Consider the following 17,278-nt stretch of genomic DNA (forward strand, 5'->3'; position numbering starts at 1 on the left):
CTTTTTTATGCCGTTATCAGCCTGGCCAGAAAGGGAATTTAATTTTTTGGGTTCTGCAATCATATAAGATTGTTGGCTTGGGAATTGATGTACTCCGCATGATGATAGGATGACTATTGCTGTATTGAAGTTTCCAACCTTTCGATGGTCTTCATTCTCCTCTGCCTCACAGTACTCTGTGCGATGGTTGTGGTGTGGATCCGAAAAAGGTACAAAAATAAAACAGCGCAGGATTCCTGCGCTGTTTTATTTTAGTTTTTGCTATCTTTATCACCTGATCCACTGTCGCCAGTTCCTCCGCTGTCACCTGTATCACCAGCATCTCCGTCACCACCGGTATCGCCTGTATCACCAGCATCACCGGCATCTCCGTCACCACCGGTATCGCCTGTGTCACCAGCGTCTCCGTCTCCGTCACCTCCTGTGTCACCTGCACCACCGTTATCTCCTGTATCGCCTGTGCCACCTTCGTCTCCATTATCCTTTGTATCTCCTGAATCTTTTGTATCCTTGCTGTCAGTAGTGGTAGCTGCAGCGGCAGAATCAGTTGTTTTGTCTTTTTCCTTTTTTTCCTTCTCTTTTTCCTTTTTTTCTACTTTTTCTTCTTCTTTCTGTTTTGCATCGGCTTTTGGTTCATCTTTCTTCTTGTTCAGCTTCTTTTTTGCTTCTTCCCATTGCTTCTTGAGCTTTTCTGATTCCTTCTTGACCCTTGATTCCAATTCTTTTACAGACTTTGCACGCTGTTCCTTCTTGTGTTCTTCTATATATTTTGAAAGTGGAGGAACATTGAACGATTCTGCTTTTGTATTTTTCAGGGCCTCTGACATAAAGTCCTTGAAAACCAGTGCGGCCCCTTCACTGCTTGTGGTTGTTAAATAATGTTCTTGATCTGTCTTGTCATAACCAACCCACACAGCGCCGACAAGCTGTGGAGTATATCCGACAAACCACTGGTCTTTCGTCCCATTGACTCCTTTGATCGGAACTTGGGTAGAACCCGTTTTTCCAGCTAATTCTCTGCCAGGGATTTGTGCACCTTTTCCCGTTCCATCCTGGACGACACCAAGAAGCATCGTCGTCATTTTTTCAGCGGTTTCTTTTGAGATTGCCTTGCTTTTCTTTCCCTTGTACTCTGCGATTGTATTGCCTTCCTTATCGACGATCTTTGTTATCGCATGCGCTTCATGCCGCTCTCCATTATTGGCAAACGCTGAGTATGCCTCTGCCATTGTCACCGGAGATACTCCAGTTGATAAGCCACCGAGTGCGAGACCAAGATTGCGGTCGTTCTGTGGATCAAGATTGATGCCAAAATTCTTCACTGATTCCATTCCTTTGGCAATGCCTATTTCATCTAGGAGCCAAACGGAAGGTACATTCAATGAATCTCGTAATGCTTCATACATCGGTACTTCGCCTTTGTATTTATCATTATAGTTATGAGGCTTGTAATCTTTAAATTCCATCTCCTCGTCCTTGAGCATGTCCGTCACGCCCCAGCCTTCTTCAACCGCAGGCGCATATACAGCAAGAGGCTTCATTGTCGAGCCAGGCTGTGCCTTTAGTTGTGTGGCACGATTATAACCGCGGAATACATGCTCACCACGGCCGCCTACCAGGGCACGGATGCCGCCGGATTTAGGGTCGACCAATACAGCCCCGCTTTGGACGATTTGTTTTTCCGTACCTTCAGGGAACAATTCATCCTTCGCGTAAGTCGCTTCCACTGCTGTCTGCATCGTTACATCCAGTTCGGTATAGATTTGCAGCCCGCCCGTCAACACATCTTCCTGGGTCAGGCCATATTTTTTGATTGCTTCATCAATGACACTGTCTACATAGAATGGATAGCGGCCGCGTAACGGATCCCCACCTTTTTCATTGAGGGCAATTTTTTCTCCAACTGCTTTTTTGTATTCCTCGTCCTTGATAAAACCCTGGGTATTCATCATTTTCAGGACGAGATTTCTTCTCTCAATCGCTTTATCATAGTTCTTGTGCGGATCAAGTGCAGATGGTGCCTTGATCAGGCCTGCGAGCATGGCAGCTTCGCTTATGGAAAGGTCCTTCACTTCCTTGCCAAAGTAACCCATTGCCGCCTCTTTGACGCCCCATGAACCATTTCCAAAATAAATGCGATTCAGATACATTTGCATGATTTCATCTTTCGAATATTGCTTCTCGATTTCCCTTGCCATGAAAAATTCTTCGAGCTTTCGTTTGTATGTCTTTTCACTCGTTAGCAATGCATTCTTTGTCAGCTGCTGTGTGATCGTGCTTCCGCCTTCGACTACGCTGCCTGCCTTGACATTCTGTACAAAAGCCCGTGAAATCCCAACAAGGTCCACGCCGTCATGTTCATAAAACCGGTGATCCTCGATCGCGACGACCGCATTTTTGACATGGTCCGGAACGTCTTCAATCTTGATCCCTTCATTCTTCAAGGCCGAAATCTTGCTGGCGACCTCCCCATTGGCATCGTATATGACAGTGGACTGGGCCATGTCGTCATTCAATGCGCTGATGTCAGCACCCTCTGAATACACATGGAAAAAACTCAGGAATGCAAGTACTGCTGTTGAAACAGACAACACAAGTACCTGGGTCATATGTAACCTTTTCCAGCCTCTTAATAAATTTGTTACCATTGAATTTTTGCTCACTGAGCACCCCAACCTTTTAAAAAATAGTTTAGAAATATGACACTTTCTTTTACCCATTTTTCAAAAGGATTAACACAAATTGGCTAATTACAAGGAAAAAAGACTTGATTCGCCAATGTTTAGATATACCTTCGACTTCACTATCCTGACAGCAGGGCTTCGTAACTGACTATCCATATGGATAAAAACAAACAAAAGACCAATCGACAAATGATCGATTGGCCTTTTCATTGATTCTGGATTTCATCTTCGATTGTCTGCTCCTGATAGGCAGCAGCCTTGTCCTTTTCGCGGACAAGGTTTTCCATATACATATAAACGATTTGCTTTGTTTTATCATCTGCTTGTATGACATCAAGGTGCTGCAGGCATTTCCGAATCGTCGGATGCATTCCCTTTTGAGAGTCCATTCCCATACAGGCCACTCCTTATCTTTTGATTGAAAGATTTATAACAAAATTCGCCTGTCTTTGATGAAATATGAGGGTATGCTGGATGATTTTATAGCGTTAATTATTTTTAAAAAAGGGTAATGAACTGTAATTGATAAATTCAAATCCTGGAGGTAGATGAATATGGCTGGAATAAAAAACGTGGTTCTCGCTTACGATGATTCTGATGGGGCACGAAAGGCCCTCCAACTGACTAAGGATTTTATTAGAAACCTGGAAGGTGTCAAACTGTATGTCGGACATGTATATGAAGAAAAAGTAAGAAATGAGCTGGTCGACTCGACTGACCGCCCTATCGAACCGCTTCCGATTAACAGCTTTCCCGCAGACGGGGTCCAGGTGCCGCCTTTGGCAACAGAACAAGGTGCTTTCGGGAAATCTGAGCACGCAATCATAACCCATAGCGCGGAAACAGCCTTCAATAACGCAAAGGCTGAGCTGGAGGTCCTCAATACTGACACTGACTTTTCAATCCTTGAGGGAAGCCCGGCGGAGGGCATATTGGAATTCGCAAAGGATGTCGATGCAGATCTGATCATCATCGGACAGTCAGGGAATGAAGGCATCAAGCGGAAGCTCCTCGGAGGCGTCAGCCAAAAAGTTGCCAATAACGCTCATTGCCATGTGCTTATCGCGAAATAACGAAAAACAGCCGGGTACATGTGCCCGGCTGTTTTCCATTATTCGTTCATCGCTTCAACTGCAAGTTCCTCTAAGCGCTCCCTCGTTTCAGTTTCTTCGAAGCTGCTGAAAATCCTAAAATCATCCTCATCGAGAATCCTGTAATGCTGGCTCAGGATATTTTGCTGCATGACAAAGCCGCCATCCCTGGCGACTTCCCGCCACCAGACTTTTCCTCCCAAAGTCTTTTCCTTTCGGTAATCCGTACCTTCATGTGCAATCGTTTCAAGGACCTCAAGTGGTTCATTGCCGAACAAAAATCGGATGGTCTCCGTTTCCCTGAACAAAGCACAGATTGTCACGACTGTTGACCAACCGGCTTGTGCCCTGCCTTTTTCAATTTGGACAAGTGTTTTTTTCGAGATTCCGATGATGTCAGCCATCTTATCCTGTGTATAGCCAACTTCCGCCCTCAGAACCCTCACTTTTTCCGAAACCCTGTTTATGATTTCATCTCTGGTCATCCGCTTCATCCCTTTTTAGTTCTATTAGTGTAATTTTACACTTGTTTGTTCGAAATTCAAAATACTTTTTACTTTTTAATTCTGAAATGATAGAAAAGCCTCATGATTTATTTCCGGATGAAAAAAATAGGGTCCAGAATGTATCGATTCTGAACCCCCTGTTTATTATTTGATTTGTTTTTTCTGGCTAATGCTGCAGCTGCTTGAACAGGAGCTTTGGAGGGAGCAGGCAGCACATTTTCCTTCTTTGGATTTCTTGATGAATCGGTAGAAGGCCCAGCCGGCATATCCGAAAATAGCCCCGCCGATTATAATATTGGCAATCATGTATCCTTCCTCCTTCCAGCTTTAGCTAAATCCCATCAGCAGTCCGCCCTGGTAGATGGCCAGCGACAAAAGATATGCGATGGCCAGGGCATAGCCGATTGAAAAAGCGGTCCAGCGTTTTGAGCCAGTTTCTTTGTAAATCGTCGCTGTCGTCGCGAGGCATGGAATATACAGCAGGATGAACACCATGAAGCTATAGGCAGCAAGCGGCGTATAATGGACAGCCAGCAATCCCTGGAGACTCGCTTCATCTGGGACGAAATAGATAATATTCATGGTAGAAATAATCGCTTCTTTCGCCAGGAAACCGGTGAACAGTGAAGCACTTGCCTGCCAGGTTCCGAATCCTATAGGAGCGAATAGAGGCGCAAAGAATCCTCCCAGAAGCGCCAGATAGCTTTCATCCATGCTGACATTCACGCCTTCCGGACCTGCATAGGCGAGCAGCCAGATGAGGACAGAGCCTGCAAAGATGAAGGTACCCGCTTTTTTCACGAATCCTTTCCCTTTATCCCAGGTGCTTCTCCAAAGCGCTTTTGCTTGCGGCATTCTGTAGGGAGGCAGTTCAATGACGAAGACGGAGGTTTCCCCTTTTAATAGTGTCTTTGAAAAAACCTTGGCCAGAATAAGCGCGACCACCACACCGAGGACATACAAACTCAGAACGACTGCAGCCTTATGCCCTGTGAAAAATGCACCGACAAACAAAGCATAGACAGGAAGCCTTGCTGAGCATGACATCAGCGGCGTCAGCAGAATCGTCATCAATCTCTCTTTTGGTGTCTCAATGGTCCTTGCTGCCATGATGCCTGGCACATTGCAGCCAAACCCGATCATCATCGGAATGAATGCCTTGCCGTTGAGGCCGACAGATTCCATCAACCTGTCCATAACCAGCGCTACACGCGCCATATATCCAGAGTCCTCAAGCAGCGAAATGAAAAAGAACAAAATGAAGATTTGCGGTACAAAGACCAGGACTCCGCCTACCCCTGCAACAATTCCATCAAGCACGAGGTCTTTTATGAATGAAGATGCCCCCGCCCAGGTCAGTGCTGCCGTAATCCCAGCTGTCACAGGTCCGGACAGGAATGTATCCAATACATCTGACAGCGGGAAGCCGAGCCAGTCGAAGGTAAGCATGAACATGAGATACATCATGACAAGAAAGATTGGAATCCCAAGGAACTTGTTCGTCACCACCATATCAACCTTCTCAGTCAACGGTATTTTTCCATTGTCCGGTTTAGTTGTGGCAGCAGATACAATTTTATCGATCGCTTCACTTCTTTTGCGGTGGATCACCTGTTCAAGTGCCTGTTTGTTGCCTGACTGCTGCTGCTCTGTATCAGCGACAGAGGCGACAAGTGATTCAATTTCATCCAATGGCAAATAGCCAGTCAGGTAGTTTTTAACATAAGGATTTCCTTCAAACAGCTGAAGGGCTAGCCAGCGAACAGGATGCCGAGTCCTTCCATTCAACTTCTTCCCAAGCTGAAGGATGCCCTCTTCTATCGCTTTTCCATAATACACAAGGTTAGGCTTGCCAGAACCCTTGACTTCTCCTGTCACAAGCTTAGCAAGTTCGTTACAGCCCTTGCCTGATCTTGCCACGACAGGAGCAACATGTACTCCCAATGATTCTGACAACCTATCAATATCAATTTGGATGCCCCTGTTTTTTGCCACGTCCAGCATATTCAATCCGACTGTAATTGGTGCGCCGTATTCCAGCAGCTGCAATGTCAGGTGCAAGTTCCGCCTTAATTGAGACGCATCCAGGATATTCAACAGTTTCTCGAATGATTCCTCCAGGAAGAAATTCGTTACCACCCCTTCATCCTTAGACAATGGATTGAGGGTATACACTCCAGGTAAATCAATCAGCTGGTCTTTTCCGTTCTTGAAAAGGCCAACTTTCTTTTCGACCGTTACTCCGCTCCAGTTGCCAACATATTCATATGAACCTGTTAAGTTATTGAATAATGAAGTTTTACCGGTATTCGGATTGCCGATAAGCGCAATGTTCATCATACTCGCTCCACTTCGATCCGTAAGGCTTCCTTGCGGCGGATACCGATGCATTGGCCGCATGATTCCACCATGACCGGGCCCCCAAAAGGAAGAATGCATTTTATGCACACTTCTGATCCTTCAGCAATCCCGAAATCAAGCAATCTTCTTCTGACAAATTTGTCAGTTCCAGCAATATTCATGATCCGGCCTTTTTCACCAGTCTTTAAATTTCCCAGCATAGCCATCACCTTTTTTTTTAGTTTCTTAGATTCATTTTACCAGAATATCATTGATATTGGTTTACTAATTGAGAATGATTATCTTTATTTAAACAGTTTATCATCTCTTTCACTGTGACATAAATCACAAAAAGCCGTTTTCGCAGAGGTAAATTCAGCAAACTCCATAGAATTGACAATTTTTCTCGATTAAAGATCCAACCTCATTATATACCATATATGGTATAATTGAGGTATTAAAAAGAGAGCTGAACATTGCCAGCTCTCCTGGGTATCACATTTTATTGCTTGCAAGAGTTGATTTGACCATCCTCGACGGAGCATAGCCGATGACAAGAACGATGATAATTGCACTTAAAATCATGCTTGGAATCATATAGGTTCCGTTATAGATGAGTGAATATAGCCAAGCCGGCTGTCCTTCTGGAGCCCATACTCCGAAAAAGACCCATCCGGAAAAGAAATGAGCGATAAAGCGAAGCAGGCTTCCAATGAATGTACCCGCTATGATCAAGCCAATCCATTTCTTCTTATTTCCATTCTTGATGCTCTCTTGGATCTGTTTTGCAAAAATACCGGCAACTCCTAATACAGTGAAGGCCACCAAATAATCGATGATCCCCTGGACAGGATGGAATATTTGCGAGAAGCCGAGGATGAATTGCAATAGTCCCAGCAGCAAACCGGTGATTGCCCCACCTTTGATTCCCCAGCGGAATGCCATCAGGAATACCGGCACCATCGCGATGGATACCGAACCTCCTTGCGGCCAGATTCTCGAAAATAAAAATCCCGAGAATAAATCCAGCAAATAAGCCAGTGCGGAAAATACGGCAATTTCCACTAAAAAGAGAGTTTGTTTTTGTTTCATGTTTTGTTCCTCCTTCTTTTCAGAATGAGGTCCGTTTCTAACACGCCTTTTCTGCTTCAGAAACAAAAAAAGCAATCAGGGGATCGATATAGGATTCCCATGATTGCTTTCCTATCGCATCCACATTCCTTCGCTAGCATTAACTAACAGGTTCAAAGGGTAAGAACTCGGCCGCTCACTCTCAGCTGCACTTTGGCAGCTCCCCTTGTGGTTATTATTTAGTTTCTACACTATGAATATACTACTTCTTCGCAGTAATCACAAGTCAAACATTCTGACCCCCTTTCCATGTCGAAGAAGAATAGACAAATTTCACCTGAAATATCGGTCTTTTGTCACGTTTTTGACTATTCGACGCTTTTCTGCGGATGTTCTTATTTTTCGACAAAGGGATTTCTCTCTTCACCTCGAATCTTTAATACCGAAAAGAAAAACTGGGGGACTTAATAAAATGCTGCCAATTACGGATAACCGTTTGCTTAGCTTCCTGACTAGTGAAAGGGAACAACTCATTGCCGACTGGACTGTTGAAATCATCGTCTCGGAAGATGATCCATATAAAGAAAAAATAACCAAGAATGCTGAGAAAATGTATGGAATCATTCTCTCTGTCTTCTCCAAGACAAATGAAGATTTGGAAGAGCATCTCCAAAAACTCGCTTTCATGGTAGGAGAGGAACGCGTACGGGCTGACATCAATATTGGCGATTTTGTCTACAATGTCAATTCAGGGCGCTCCGTACTCTACAAGCATCTGCACAAATTGAATATGGAGTGGGATGAGATGCAGGAGTCCATCAACCGGATCAATTACTGTTTCGACACCTTCCTGTATTACGCTGTATCCTATTACAATGAACAGAAAAACAAGATCATCGAAGAAAAAAACCAATTCATCGATTCGACACATAAGGACCGGCTGACATTGCTCGGCCAGATGACATCAAGTTTTATCCATGAATTTCGCAATCCCCTGACTTCCATCCAGGGATTTATCCAGTTATTGAGATCCGAGCATGAAGATATGAAGTATCTTGATATCATATCCAGCGAGCTTGACCAACTCAATTTCCGGATTTCACAATTTCTGCTTCTTTCTAAAAAAGAACTCATTGGAAAGGAAAAATCTCTTTTCTCATTGAACCGAATGATTGATGAGGTCCTAAATTTCCTGTATCCCAGCATCCTCGATACCAATGTACGGATTGTCAAGGAAGTAGTCGATGATATGGACTTATATGGATATGCAGATGAAATCAGACAAGTACTGATCAATATCATTTTTAATGCGATTGATGTACTTAGCCAGTACCGCGATGACCCTAAAATTGAAATAAAGGGATTTTTCGTAAATGATACCCATATAAAAATCGAAATTTCCAATAATGGACCGGTCATTCCCGACCAGCTGCTGAAAACGATTTTCGAGCCTTTCGTGACGACGAAAACACTCGGAACTGGCCTGGGATTGTTTGTCTGCCGTGAAATAATCGAGAAGCATAAAGGAATTCTCGCCTGTTCTTCAGAGCCGGATAAAACCTCTTTCATTATGCTTTTGCCATTGATAAAATCAGAAAACTAAGCACACAAAAGACCCTGCCGGCAGCGGCAGGGTCTTTCATTCATTCAGTATATTCAATTGATCGGCTGTCCGCCGGACTGGTCACTTGTCTTTTATCGGCCTTTACGGCATGTGTTTTTTCAGATTCAGAGACAATGAGTGCACATGCTGCGTCACCTGTGATATTCACTGCTGTACGAGCCATATCAAGGAGGCGGTCGATTCCAAGGATCAGTCCGATGCCTTCGACTGGCAACCCTACTGATTGGAGAACCATAGCCAGCATGATCAAGCCTACACCTGGAACACCTGCCGTACCAATGCTGGCCAGAACCGCCGTCAAGACGACTGTCAGAAGCTCTGCCATTGTAAGGTCAGCTCCATAAACCTGTGCAATAAAGACGGTTGCTACACCTTGCATGATTGCCGTTCCGTCCATATTGATCGTCGCTCCCAGCGGCTGGACAAAGCTTGAAACAGATTCGGGCACACGAAGATTCTTCTGTGCAGTCTCCATTGATACAGGAAGCGTTGCGTTACTGCTTGAAGTACTGAAGGCAACGCCCATCGCCGGGGAGAATTGCTTGAAGAACCAGAATGGATTCTTCTTGCCAAGGAAATATACACCAGAGCCATAAGTAATGAGTGCATGTACAACAAGAGCAAGAACAACAACCAGCATGTATACACCCATCGCCTTCATGGCGTCGATTCCCTGGCTCCCGATTGCGGTCGCTATCAAACCAAACGTTCCGTATGGAGCGAACTTCATCACCAGTCCTACTAAATACATCATGATCTCATTGCCCTGTTCAATAAGGTTCAGGATCCCTTTTGTCCTCTCACCCAGGGCAGTCAAGGCGATTCCAATGAATATCGCAAAAACAATGACTTGCAGCATATTGCCTGTTGTCAGTGCTTCGAACGGGTTCGATGGAATAAGATTTAAGAAGGTATCACTTACCGGCGGTGCTTCTTCGGCCTTGAATTTAGCTCCGCTCGTATCGAAATTCCCCATCAATCCTGGCTTGATAAGGAAAGACAGAGCTAAACCAATTGAAATCGCAATTGCGGTAGTCCCTAAAAAGAAAACTACTGTTTTCAAGCCGATCCTGCCAAGCTTCTTCGGATCACCCAGCCCCGCTGTCCCAAGAATGATTGAAAACAGGACAATAGGGACAACAAGCATGCTGATTAAGTTTATGAATATTTTGCCCAGCGGCGTGAATAAGAATTTATCTAAAACAGTGAATAATTCAGGTGAAAAGATGTTAAGGATCAGCCCGGTCATGGCACCCAGTCCAAGACCTATCAATATCTTTGTTGTCAGCTTCATATTTTTCCTCCCAGTAATAAAAAGTAAAAAAAGAATGTAAAGTTTTATTCCCTCTTTCTTTCTCAATAAACCAGGAGCCAACAATTCCCATTGCTGGTTCTTAGAGGAGGTATTACATGTTTTCTTTAAAAGCCGATCCTGAATTAAGCCTGCATCTGTTTGATACACGGGTAGCCGGGGAACTGTTTTGGCTGCTGGATTCAAACCGGAGCTACCTGCGGAAATGGATGCCATGGGTTGATGGAATCCATTCTCCCGGTCAAATATCCACTGTGATTCAAATGTGGGAGAAAAGTTCTCGGGAAGGAAGCAGTTTTCATTTTGGGATACGTTACAGAGGGGTACTGGCAGGAAGTATCAGCCTTCATGCTATTGACTGGAACAACTCCCAGGCAAGCATCGGCTATTATATAGCGGAAAATTGGCAAGGCAGGGGAATCACGGTAAGGACCGTGAAGGCAATGATTGATCACGCTTTTTATGGGCATCGACTGAACAGAATTGAAATAAGATGCGGGAAGGACAATCATAGAAGCAGGGCAATCCCTGTTAAGCTTGGTTTTACCCAGGAAGGAGTCATTCGTGACGGAGAATACTTGAATGGAAATTTTCATGACCTGGTTGTATATGGACTTTTGGCCAGGGAGTGGAAAAACCGGTAGTTAATTTCTCTGATTGCCCAGTGTCTTCGGGACAGGTGCTATAAAAAAAACTGGCACAGAACTGGTGATGGACTCCGTTTATTGCTGGCAGGACACTTACTGGATAGGCAGACTGATGGTGAAGGTTGTCCCTTTTGAACTCGATTCAACACGCATCTTTCCATTATGCTCTTCAATGATTTTATGGCAGATCATCAGGCCGAGACCATTCCCGTTTTCCTTCGTCGTAAAAAATGGTTTTCCGATCTTATCAAGATCTTCCTCGGGAATTCCTTTTCCGGTGTCAGCGACCACAATGTCCAAAATTTCCTTTGATTTTGAAATCCCGACAGTGATCTGTCCAGGCAGCTCCATCGCATCAATCGCATTCATAAGCAAATTAATCAGCACCTGCTTGATTTTGTTCCCATCGCAAAGAAACATTCCATCCTCAAGTGTTGATTTCCTGGTAATTTCGACACACTTCTTCGCTGCTTCTGCCATCAGGAGCGTGATGGCATGATCAGCCAAATCATTCATATCGAAGGGTTTGAAATCTGATTTGTGCGGTTTCGCCATCAGCATTAGCTCTTTTGAGACAGCTTCAATGCGTTTGATTTCTTCTTCCATGATTGCTAAGTAGCCGTGATTCAATTCCTGACCGGCTTGCATAAGCTGGATGAAACCCTTAAGACTTGTCAAAGGATTCTTAATTTCATGCGCGATTCCGGCTGCAAGCTGGCCTACAACATTCAATTTCTCATATTCTAGGATGAAATGTTCCGCTTTGATTTTTGCGGAAACATCACTTGTTACGCAAATAAACTCAAAAGGTTCATACGTTTCGGGATGGCGTGTGACGGAAATTTGGGAAGTCACCCAGATGTATATTCCATCTTTACGCTTTAAACGGTATGTCAGGCTGCATACCTCCTCCCCATCAGGCATGGCGATATTGGCAATCCTTTTATAATCTTCCGCATGGACGAATAAGGTGTACAGTCTTCCGACTAATTCATCCGGGGCATAGCCAAGCATCGATTGAACGGCAGGTGTGACATACTTAATGAGACCATCAGGCGTTCTTTTGCAGATAAAATCGGCCGATGGTTCCACCCATATTTGGTCATTCCTATTCCCATGCATATGCAGCTTGCTTTCCAGACTGGATAAAAGATTACTCATGTCCACCCTCCTTTCATTAATCTTACTGAATATTTAAATAAGTTTCAAATCAAATTTGTAAAACATAATATAAAAAGGAATAATATTACATTGGGAAATTTTTCTACACTTTATAAATCCATTAAATTGTTAAAATCTGAATTTTCCAATATAATTGAACATAAACTTCATACATTATGCTTCAGTTTCATACATTATTATCAATCACATTAATGTTCCCCGGACTTAATCTGAATATGGTATAATTAAATTTAAATCGAAAAGCTGAGGTGGTATGATGGGGCAAACTATCGTATCAAGAATGTAACAGCTGCCGAGCGGGCGGAACAGCATAACAGGAGATAGGCCCTGGCTGATCCAGCCGCACGGAAATGGGCCGTTGCAGAATCTTGAAAAAAATCATTTAAACAATTCTAGCTTGAGAAACGCTTAATTTTCAGTTTACTGGGAGGTGACTCCTTACCTGCAGTATTGCAGGCTAAGGGAACTTATTTGGACATATTTAACTTGGTTTGGATAGCCATTTTAATTGCTTTAACGGCATTTTTTGTCGTATCAGAATTTGCGATCGTTAAAGTGCGAAGTTCCAGAATAGATCAATTAATAGAAGAAGGCAGCAAAAAGGCTGTACTGGCGAAAAAAGTCATTTCAAATCTGGATGAATATCTTTCAGCATGCCAGCTTGGAATCACGATTACTGCCCTTGGCATTGGCTGGCTGGGTGAACCTGCAATTGCTGATTTGCTTAAGCCTTTATTCATCAGCCTGGATATCTCCGAATCATTGGGCCAAATCCTGGCAGTAGGCATTGCCTTTGCAATCATTACTTTCCTGCACGTCGTCATCGGCGAATTGGCGCCAAAAACATTGGCGATCCAAAAAGCAGAATGGGTATCGCTGAATACAGCAGGACCATTGATCCTGTTTTACAAGCTCATGTATCCTTTCATATGGCTTTTAAACGGATCTGCCCGCCTTGCAGTCGGACTTGTCGGACTTAAGCCTGCCTCTGAAAATGATCTGGCACATTCTGAGGAAGAACTTCGCATTATCCTGTCTGAAAGCTATAAAAGTGGTGAAATCAACCAGTCAGAGTTTAAGTATGTAAATAAAATCTTCGAATTCGACAATCGTGTTGCCAAGGAAATCATGGTGCCGCGTACGGAAATCATTTCCCTGTCTTTGGAAGATCCACTGGAGACAATCCTCCAGATTGTAAAGGAAGAAAAATTCACCCGTTATCCTGTCATTGACGGTGATAAGGACCATATTGTCGGCCTCGTCAACATCAAGGAAGTCATGACCGATCTCATCCATGACCAGGGACGCGCCAAAAAAGCGATAGATTCATATATTCGTCCGATCATCCGCGTGATCGACAGCATCCCTATCCATGATTTGCTTGTGAAAATGCAAAAGGAACGCATACACATGGCGATTTTAATGGATGAATACGGGGGTACTTCAGGACTTGTCACCGTAGAAGATATCCTTGAAGAAATTGTCGGGGAAATTCGTGATGAGTTTGACATGGATGAAGTGCCAATGATCCGTAAAATCAAGGAAAGCCACTATATCATTGATGCCAAATTGCTTGTAAGCGAGGCAAATGACCTCTTTTCCCTTGATATCAATGATGAAGACGTTGATACTCTTGGCGGCTGGATGCTTACCGAGAATTACGAAGTAAAACAGGGCGATGTAGTCAGCTTCGGTAAGTACAATTTTAAAATTATCGAGATGGAAGAGCATCACATCAAGTATATTGAGGTTACAAAACAGCCTGAAATAGAGAAACCCTCCGAAAATTTTCTTTTGAATAAAACGGAAGTTGTCTCATAAGCATATTGGAAAACAAAGACCCCGGCCAGATTTTTTCTGACCGGGGTTTTCATCGTCTATTTACATTTTCCACGTCTGAACATCATCTGCTTCAATGATTCCCATGATCACATCGTCAACGTCCGGGTCTGCCAGTACATTGTCCCTCACCCTGAACTTGATATCATCTGCATCAGCCAGCGTCAGCCCTTTCCTAAGCTCGAGGTAGCTCTCAACATGGTATTGTCTGCCCTCCTGGACAATCCTTAAGGTATTGATGTCGACCACATCGGGATCGGACAGGATTAGCTGGGCAATGCGGTTTTCAACAACCTTTGGTGCAGCCACACCAATCAGCCCAACGGTATTTTCATAACCGATTTTAAGGGCTATCCCGATCAGCAGGATGCCAATTATCAAGGTTCCAATCCCATCGAGCAGATAAAATCCTGTCACATGAGCAAATACGATAGAAGCCAAAGCGACCAGCGCCCCAAAAGAAGCAATTAAATCCTCATAGAATACGAGTCTAGTCGGCGGTGAGGCAAGACTAACATTTTTAAAAGCATGTGGCACAATCCCGAAACCTTTTGCTTCGCTTCTGGTTTCATGAGAGATTTCCTTCATTGCCTTAACCAGTATGCTGCCATCTACTAGTAAAGAAACTGTCATGATCAGGATATTCAGCCACATATTCGAAGAGGCTTTTGGGTGCTGGATCAGTTCCCAGCCTTTTATGACCGTTTCATACGCCATGATTGAGATAATGATGACGGCAATGAGGACAAATAAATTCACTACCCTGCCAAATCCGGTCGGAAATTTTCTGGTTGCTTCCTTCTCTGAAATGGAACTGCCGATGAAAACGAATAATTGATTCAATGCATCCGCAACCGAGTGCAAAGTCGTCGCCATCATTGTCCCACTGCCGCTGATCACCGCTGCAACTCCTTTAATGATGGCAAGGAACGTATTCCCTAGCGCAGCAATTCCGGATGACTTGTTTCCTCTTTTTAAAAATTCTATCATTGATGACATCCTCCATCCGAAAGTCACTTTCTGTTGATATTTCTTTTACATGTTTCACATTTGGAGCTATTTTAAACATTTTTCATGCACGTCCGATTGAGGATATCGTTCGGAACTCCCTTTTTTCAGGGAAGATAAAAAGCCGTCAGGATGAGCTGACGGCTTTAAAAGGTGGTTCATGTTCTGCTTTTTGAGGCTTCTGCGATTCGTTTATTATAAGCGTTGAATCGCTGCCTTACATTGATTACAATGTCCTCTGCCAATAGTTCAAGCCCGATTGCAGTCAGTGAGAAGATATTTGCATAGTGCTTTTTGACTTCCCATTTCAGTTCATGCTTTCCGCAGATACTGTACTTGTTGACCTCCTCCATTTCTTTGCTGAGCAGGGCAAGCTGGCGATTTTTTTCTGCTTCGGGCAGCGAAACGATTTGATCGATTTTTTCGATATACTCCAGTGACCTGGCTATTTTCTCATTGACCTCATCATGCGTCTTCTTGTCGACTAGGCCATGTTTCAATTTGAATGCATTCAGTTTTTTTGCAGATTCATAGGTTGACTGGACTATTTCATCCCTGGTCATATAATCAGTTTCAAAGCTTAGCATGTATTTCCACGAAGGCTGGGTGATTGCTTTCCTATGGTCTTCGATGGTGTGGCAGAATTTCTTATAGCCGTATTTCTCAGGGTTTTCAAAAGCCGGGCTTGCCGGATCAAGGAACGGCGCTAGTGGGGCGACAAAGTATGATAAGCGTTTATCGCCGCAGGCATTCTGGATTTCCTCGCAAAAATCAACATTATCAAGTGCACTCTGGTAATCCTGATGGGGAATGCCAACCATGAAGAATATATCAATCTTTTTGCAGCTATGCTTCAATGCAGCCTGAAGCGTTTCGATTACTTTTGCATTCGTGCAGTTGAATTTCCCATTAAAACGGCGGATCTTTTCATCATGAGTTTCGAGGGTCAATTCGATGCTGTACTTCGACACTGCCTTCTCGATTTTTTCAAAAAACGCTTCATTGGCATACTGGAACAGTTCAAAAACCAGTTCGTTTTTAAGGTTGATTTCACTGAGGCGCTCAAAAAATTCATCGACATACTCTTTGCCTGCCTGGCGGATATCATGAAGGATGAAGATCGGCGCCCTGCTGAAGCGCTGAATGAACAAAATATCCTCAATCAATTTCTCCGGGGAACGTTTGGCGAGCACTTTCCGGTTGCAATTATCCTTATAGGATTGCTTGGAGCCTCCGCAAATCAGGCACCCCTGGGTACATCCCTTTGCTGTGAGGATCGCTGTGTTTGGATATTGGAGCCAGCCATTGTACGGCAGCGGATCCAGGAAGTTTTTATACTTGAACACAGATTTGATTGTATACCGGTAACCGGGTATATCAAATTCATCCAGACTGTCCGGAACATGGCTCAGTGGATTGTAAACCGGAGTATCGCCATCCTTCCATGTCAAGTTGGGAATCCCGCCAAGCTGATGGGTGCCGTATTTCAAATACTTAATCAACAGCAGCATCAATTTTTCCGTAGAATCGCCTCTCATGACAAAATCAATGAATGGATATTCTATTAATTCCTTATGGTAATAGGTTGCAGAAAGTCCGCCAAAAACGATGGGGGTCTGAGGGTGAAGATTTTTGACAATCTTGGCAAGCTCGATGCTGCCATGTGCATGTGGCAGCCAGTGCAGGTCAATCCCAAAGGCACGTGTCTTGATTTTTTTCAGCTTCTTTTCCACATCGAAGCTTTCATCCATCAGCATCCGATTTGCGATATTGATGATTTTCACACGCAGTCCCTGCCGCTCCAAATATTCGGCAATACTTGTCAGCCCAATCGGATACATTTCAAATACTGGAGATGATGGGACGACATCGCTGATTGGGCCAGCCAGCAATGCATTTTCCCGGAAATCATATACACTCGGTGCATGGAGAAGGACTAAATCGTATTTCAAAGCACTCACCTCGAAAAATAGA

15 protein-coding genes and 1 riboswitch are annotated in these 17,278 nt (G+C 43.9%); of the genes, 4 read left to right on the forward strand and 11 right to left on the reverse strand.

Translation table 11 applies throughout. From position 1 onward, the window contains the following. Positions 1 to 251: 251 nt before the first annotated feature. Both ACNAZ4_RS04010 and ACNAZ4_RS04015 read right to left on the reverse strand, forming a co-directional pair. On the reverse strand, positions 252 to 2,648 hold the full coding sequence (locus ACNAZ4_RS04010; protein ID WP_415813010.1) for a transglycosylase domain-containing protein: 2,397 nt from the start codon (positions 2,646 to 2,648) through the stop codon (positions 252 to 254). Positions 2,649 to 2,890: 242 nt separating this feature from the next. Further along, positions 2,891 to 3,079: a hypothetical protein gene (locus ACNAZ4_RS04015; protein ID WP_415812878.1), complete on the reverse strand. Its 189-nt coding sequence runs from the start codon at positions 3,077 to 3,079 to the stop codon at positions 2,891 to 2,893. A 159-nt stretch (positions 3,080 to 3,238) separates the two neighbouring features. Between ACNAZ4_RS04015 and ACNAZ4_RS04020 the strand changes: the two genes are divergently transcribed. Then, positions 3,239 to 3,757, forward strand: a complete 519-nt coding sequence (locus ACNAZ4_RS04020; RefSeq protein WP_415812879.1) for a universal stress protein — start codon at positions 3,239 to 3,241, stop codon at positions 3,755 to 3,757. A 38-nt stretch (positions 3,758 to 3,795) separates the two neighbouring features. Here ACNAZ4_RS04020 and ACNAZ4_RS04025 read toward each other — a convergent pair whose 3' ends face one another. The 5 genes from ACNAZ4_RS04025 to thiT form a co-directional block, all read right to left on the reverse strand. Then, positions 3,796 to 4,260, reverse strand: coding sequence for a helix-turn-helix transcriptional regulator (locus ACNAZ4_RS04025; RefSeq protein WP_415812880.1), 465 nt, complete (start codon positions 4,258 to 4,260; stop codon positions 3,796 to 3,798). A gap of 165 nt (positions 4,261 to 4,425) precedes the next feature. Then, the gene (locus ACNAZ4_RS04030; protein ID WP_415812881.1) at positions 4,426 to 4,587 is read right to left on the reverse strand and encodes a FeoB-associated Cys-rich membrane protein; all 162 of its coding nucleotides are present in this window, start codon (positions 4,585 to 4,587) and stop codon (positions 4,426 to 4,428) included. A 21-nt stretch (positions 4,588 to 4,608) separates the two neighbouring features. Then, positions 4,609 to 6,618: a ferrous iron transport protein B gene (gene feoB, locus ACNAZ4_RS04035; protein ID WP_415813011.1), complete on the reverse strand. Its 2,010-nt coding sequence runs from the start codon at positions 6,616 to 6,618 to the stop codon at positions 4,609 to 4,611. Beyond that, positions 6,618 to 6,842, reverse strand: coding sequence for a FeoA family protein (locus tag ACNAZ4_RS04040; RefSeq protein WP_052807019.1), 225 nt, complete (start codon positions 6,840 to 6,842; stop codon positions 6,618 to 6,620). Before ACNAZ4_RS04040 ends, feoB begins: the two co-directional genes overlap by 1 nt. A gap of 274 nt (positions 6,843 to 7,116) precedes the next feature. Then, entirely contained in the window at positions 7,117 to 7,713 is a 597-nt protein-coding gene (gene thiT / locus ACNAZ4_RS04045; RefSeq protein ID WP_415812882.1) for an energy-coupled thiamine transporter ThiT, read from the reverse strand. A gap of 108 nt (positions 7,714 to 7,821) precedes the next feature. Next, a riboswitch (TPP riboswitch) is annotated at positions 7,822 to 7,929 on the reverse strand. Positions 7,930 to 8,164: 235 nt separating this feature from the next. On the opposite strand from thiT, the gene ACNAZ4_RS04050 reads away from it, so the two are divergent. Next, the gene (locus ACNAZ4_RS04050; protein WP_415812883.1) at positions 8,165 to 9,295 is read left to right on the forward strand and encodes a histidine kinase N-terminal domain-containing protein; all 1,131 of its coding nucleotides are present in this window, start codon (positions 8,165 to 8,167) and stop codon (positions 9,293 to 9,295) included. Positions 9,296 to 9,335: 40 nt separating this feature from the next. Here the strand turns inward: ACNAZ4_RS04050 and ACNAZ4_RS04055 are convergent, their stop codons facing one another. Next, positions 9,336 to 10,610, reverse strand: a complete 1,275-nt coding sequence (locus ACNAZ4_RS04055) for a dicarboxylate/amino acid:cation symporter (protein WP_415812884.1) — start codon at positions 10,608 to 10,610, stop codon at positions 9,336 to 9,338. Between the two features lie 116 nt (positions 10,611 to 10,726). Between ACNAZ4_RS04055 and ACNAZ4_RS04060 the strand changes: the two genes are divergently transcribed. After that, positions 10,727 to 11,272, forward strand: coding sequence for a GNAT family N-acetyltransferase (locus ACNAZ4_RS04060; RefSeq protein ID WP_415812885.1), 546 nt, complete (start codon positions 10,727 to 10,729; stop codon positions 11,270 to 11,272). Between the two features lie 96 nt (positions 11,273 to 11,368). On the opposite strand, the gene ACNAZ4_RS04065 is transcribed toward ACNAZ4_RS04060, so the two are convergent. Beyond that, the gene (locus ACNAZ4_RS04065; RefSeq protein ID WP_415812886.1) at positions 11,369 to 12,436 is read right to left on the reverse strand and encodes an ATP-binding protein; all 1,068 of its coding nucleotides are present in this window, start codon (positions 12,434 to 12,436) and stop codon (positions 11,369 to 11,371) included. Positions 12,437 to 12,928: 492 nt separating this feature from the next. Between ACNAZ4_RS04065 and ACNAZ4_RS04070 the strand changes: the two genes are divergently transcribed. Continuing rightward, positions 12,929 to 14,278, forward strand: coding sequence for a hemolysin family protein (locus tag ACNAZ4_RS04070; protein WP_415812887.1), 1,350 nt, complete (start codon positions 12,929 to 12,931; stop codon positions 14,276 to 14,278). Positions 14,279 to 14,338: 60 nt separating this feature from the next. Here ACNAZ4_RS04070 and ACNAZ4_RS04075 read toward each other — a convergent pair whose 3' ends face one another. Further along, on the reverse strand, positions 14,339 to 15,295 hold the full coding sequence (locus ACNAZ4_RS04075; RefSeq protein ID WP_415812888.1) for a cation diffusion facilitator family transporter: 957 nt from the start codon (positions 15,293 to 15,295) through the stop codon (positions 14,339 to 14,341). A 167-nt stretch (positions 15,296 to 15,462) separates the two neighbouring features. Next, complete coding sequence (locus ACNAZ4_RS04080) at positions 15,463 to 17,256, reverse strand: TIGR04190 family B12-binding domain/radical SAM domain protein (protein WP_415812889.1); 1,794 nt, start codon at positions 17,254 to 17,256, stop codon at positions 15,463 to 15,465. Between the last annotated feature and the right edge of the window lie 22 nt (positions 17,257 to 17,278).

This window comes from Mesobacillus thioparans (assembly GCF_965138835.1).
Lineage (GTDB): Bacteria > Bacillota > Bacilli > Bacillales > Cytobacillaceae > Mesobacillus > Mesobacillus thioparans.

Coding starts and splice junctions, on each gene's coding strand:
- ACNAZ4_RS04030 (WP_415812881.1), bottom strand. CDS start 4,587: ATGATTGCCAATATTATAATCGGCGGGGCTATTTTCGGATATGCCGGC.
- ACNAZ4_RS04065 (WP_415812886.1), bottom strand. CDS start 12,436: ATGAGTAATCTTTTATCCAGTCTGGAAAGCAAGCTGCATATGCATGGG.
- ACNAZ4_RS04040 (WP_052807019.1), bottom strand. CDS start 6,842: ATGCTGGGAAATTTAAAGACTGGTGAAAAAGGCCGGATCATGAATATT.
- thiT (WP_415812882.1), bottom strand. CDS start 7,713: ATGAAACAAAAACAAACTCTCTTTTTAGTGGAAATTGCCGTATTTTCC.
- ACNAZ4_RS04010 (WP_415813010.1), bottom strand. CDS start 2,648: ATGGTAACAAATTTATTAAGAGGCTGGAAAAGGTTACATATGACCCAG.
- ACNAZ4_RS04015 (WP_415812878.1), bottom strand. CDS start 3,079: ATGGGAATGGACTCTCAAAAGGGAATGCATCCGACGATTCGGAAATGC.
- feoB (WP_415813011.1), bottom strand. CDS start 6,618: ATGAACATTGCGCTTATCGGCAATCCGAATACCGGTAAAACTTCATTA.
- ACNAZ4_RS04075 (WP_415812888.1), bottom strand. CDS start 15,295: ATGTCATCAATGATAGAATTTTTAAAAAGAGGAAACAAGTCATCCGGA.
- ACNAZ4_RS04055 (WP_415812884.1), bottom strand. CDS start 10,610: ATGAAGCTGACAACAAAGATATTGATAGGTCTTGGACTGGGTGCCATG.
- ACNAZ4_RS04020 (WP_415812879.1), top strand. CDS start 3,239: ATGGCTGGAATAAAAAACGTGGTTCTCGCTTACGATGATTCTGATGGG.
- ACNAZ4_RS04025 (WP_415812880.1), bottom strand. CDS start 4,260: ATGACCAGAGATGAAATCATAAACAGGGTTTCGGAAAAAGTGAGGGTT.
- ACNAZ4_RS04050 (WP_415812883.1), top strand. CDS start 8,165: ATGCTGCCAATTACGGATAACCGTTTGCTTAGCTTCCTGACTAGTGAA.
- ACNAZ4_RS04060 (WP_415812885.1), top strand. CDS start 10,727: ATGTTTTCTTTAAAAGCCGATCCTGAATTAAGCCTGCATCTGTTTGAT.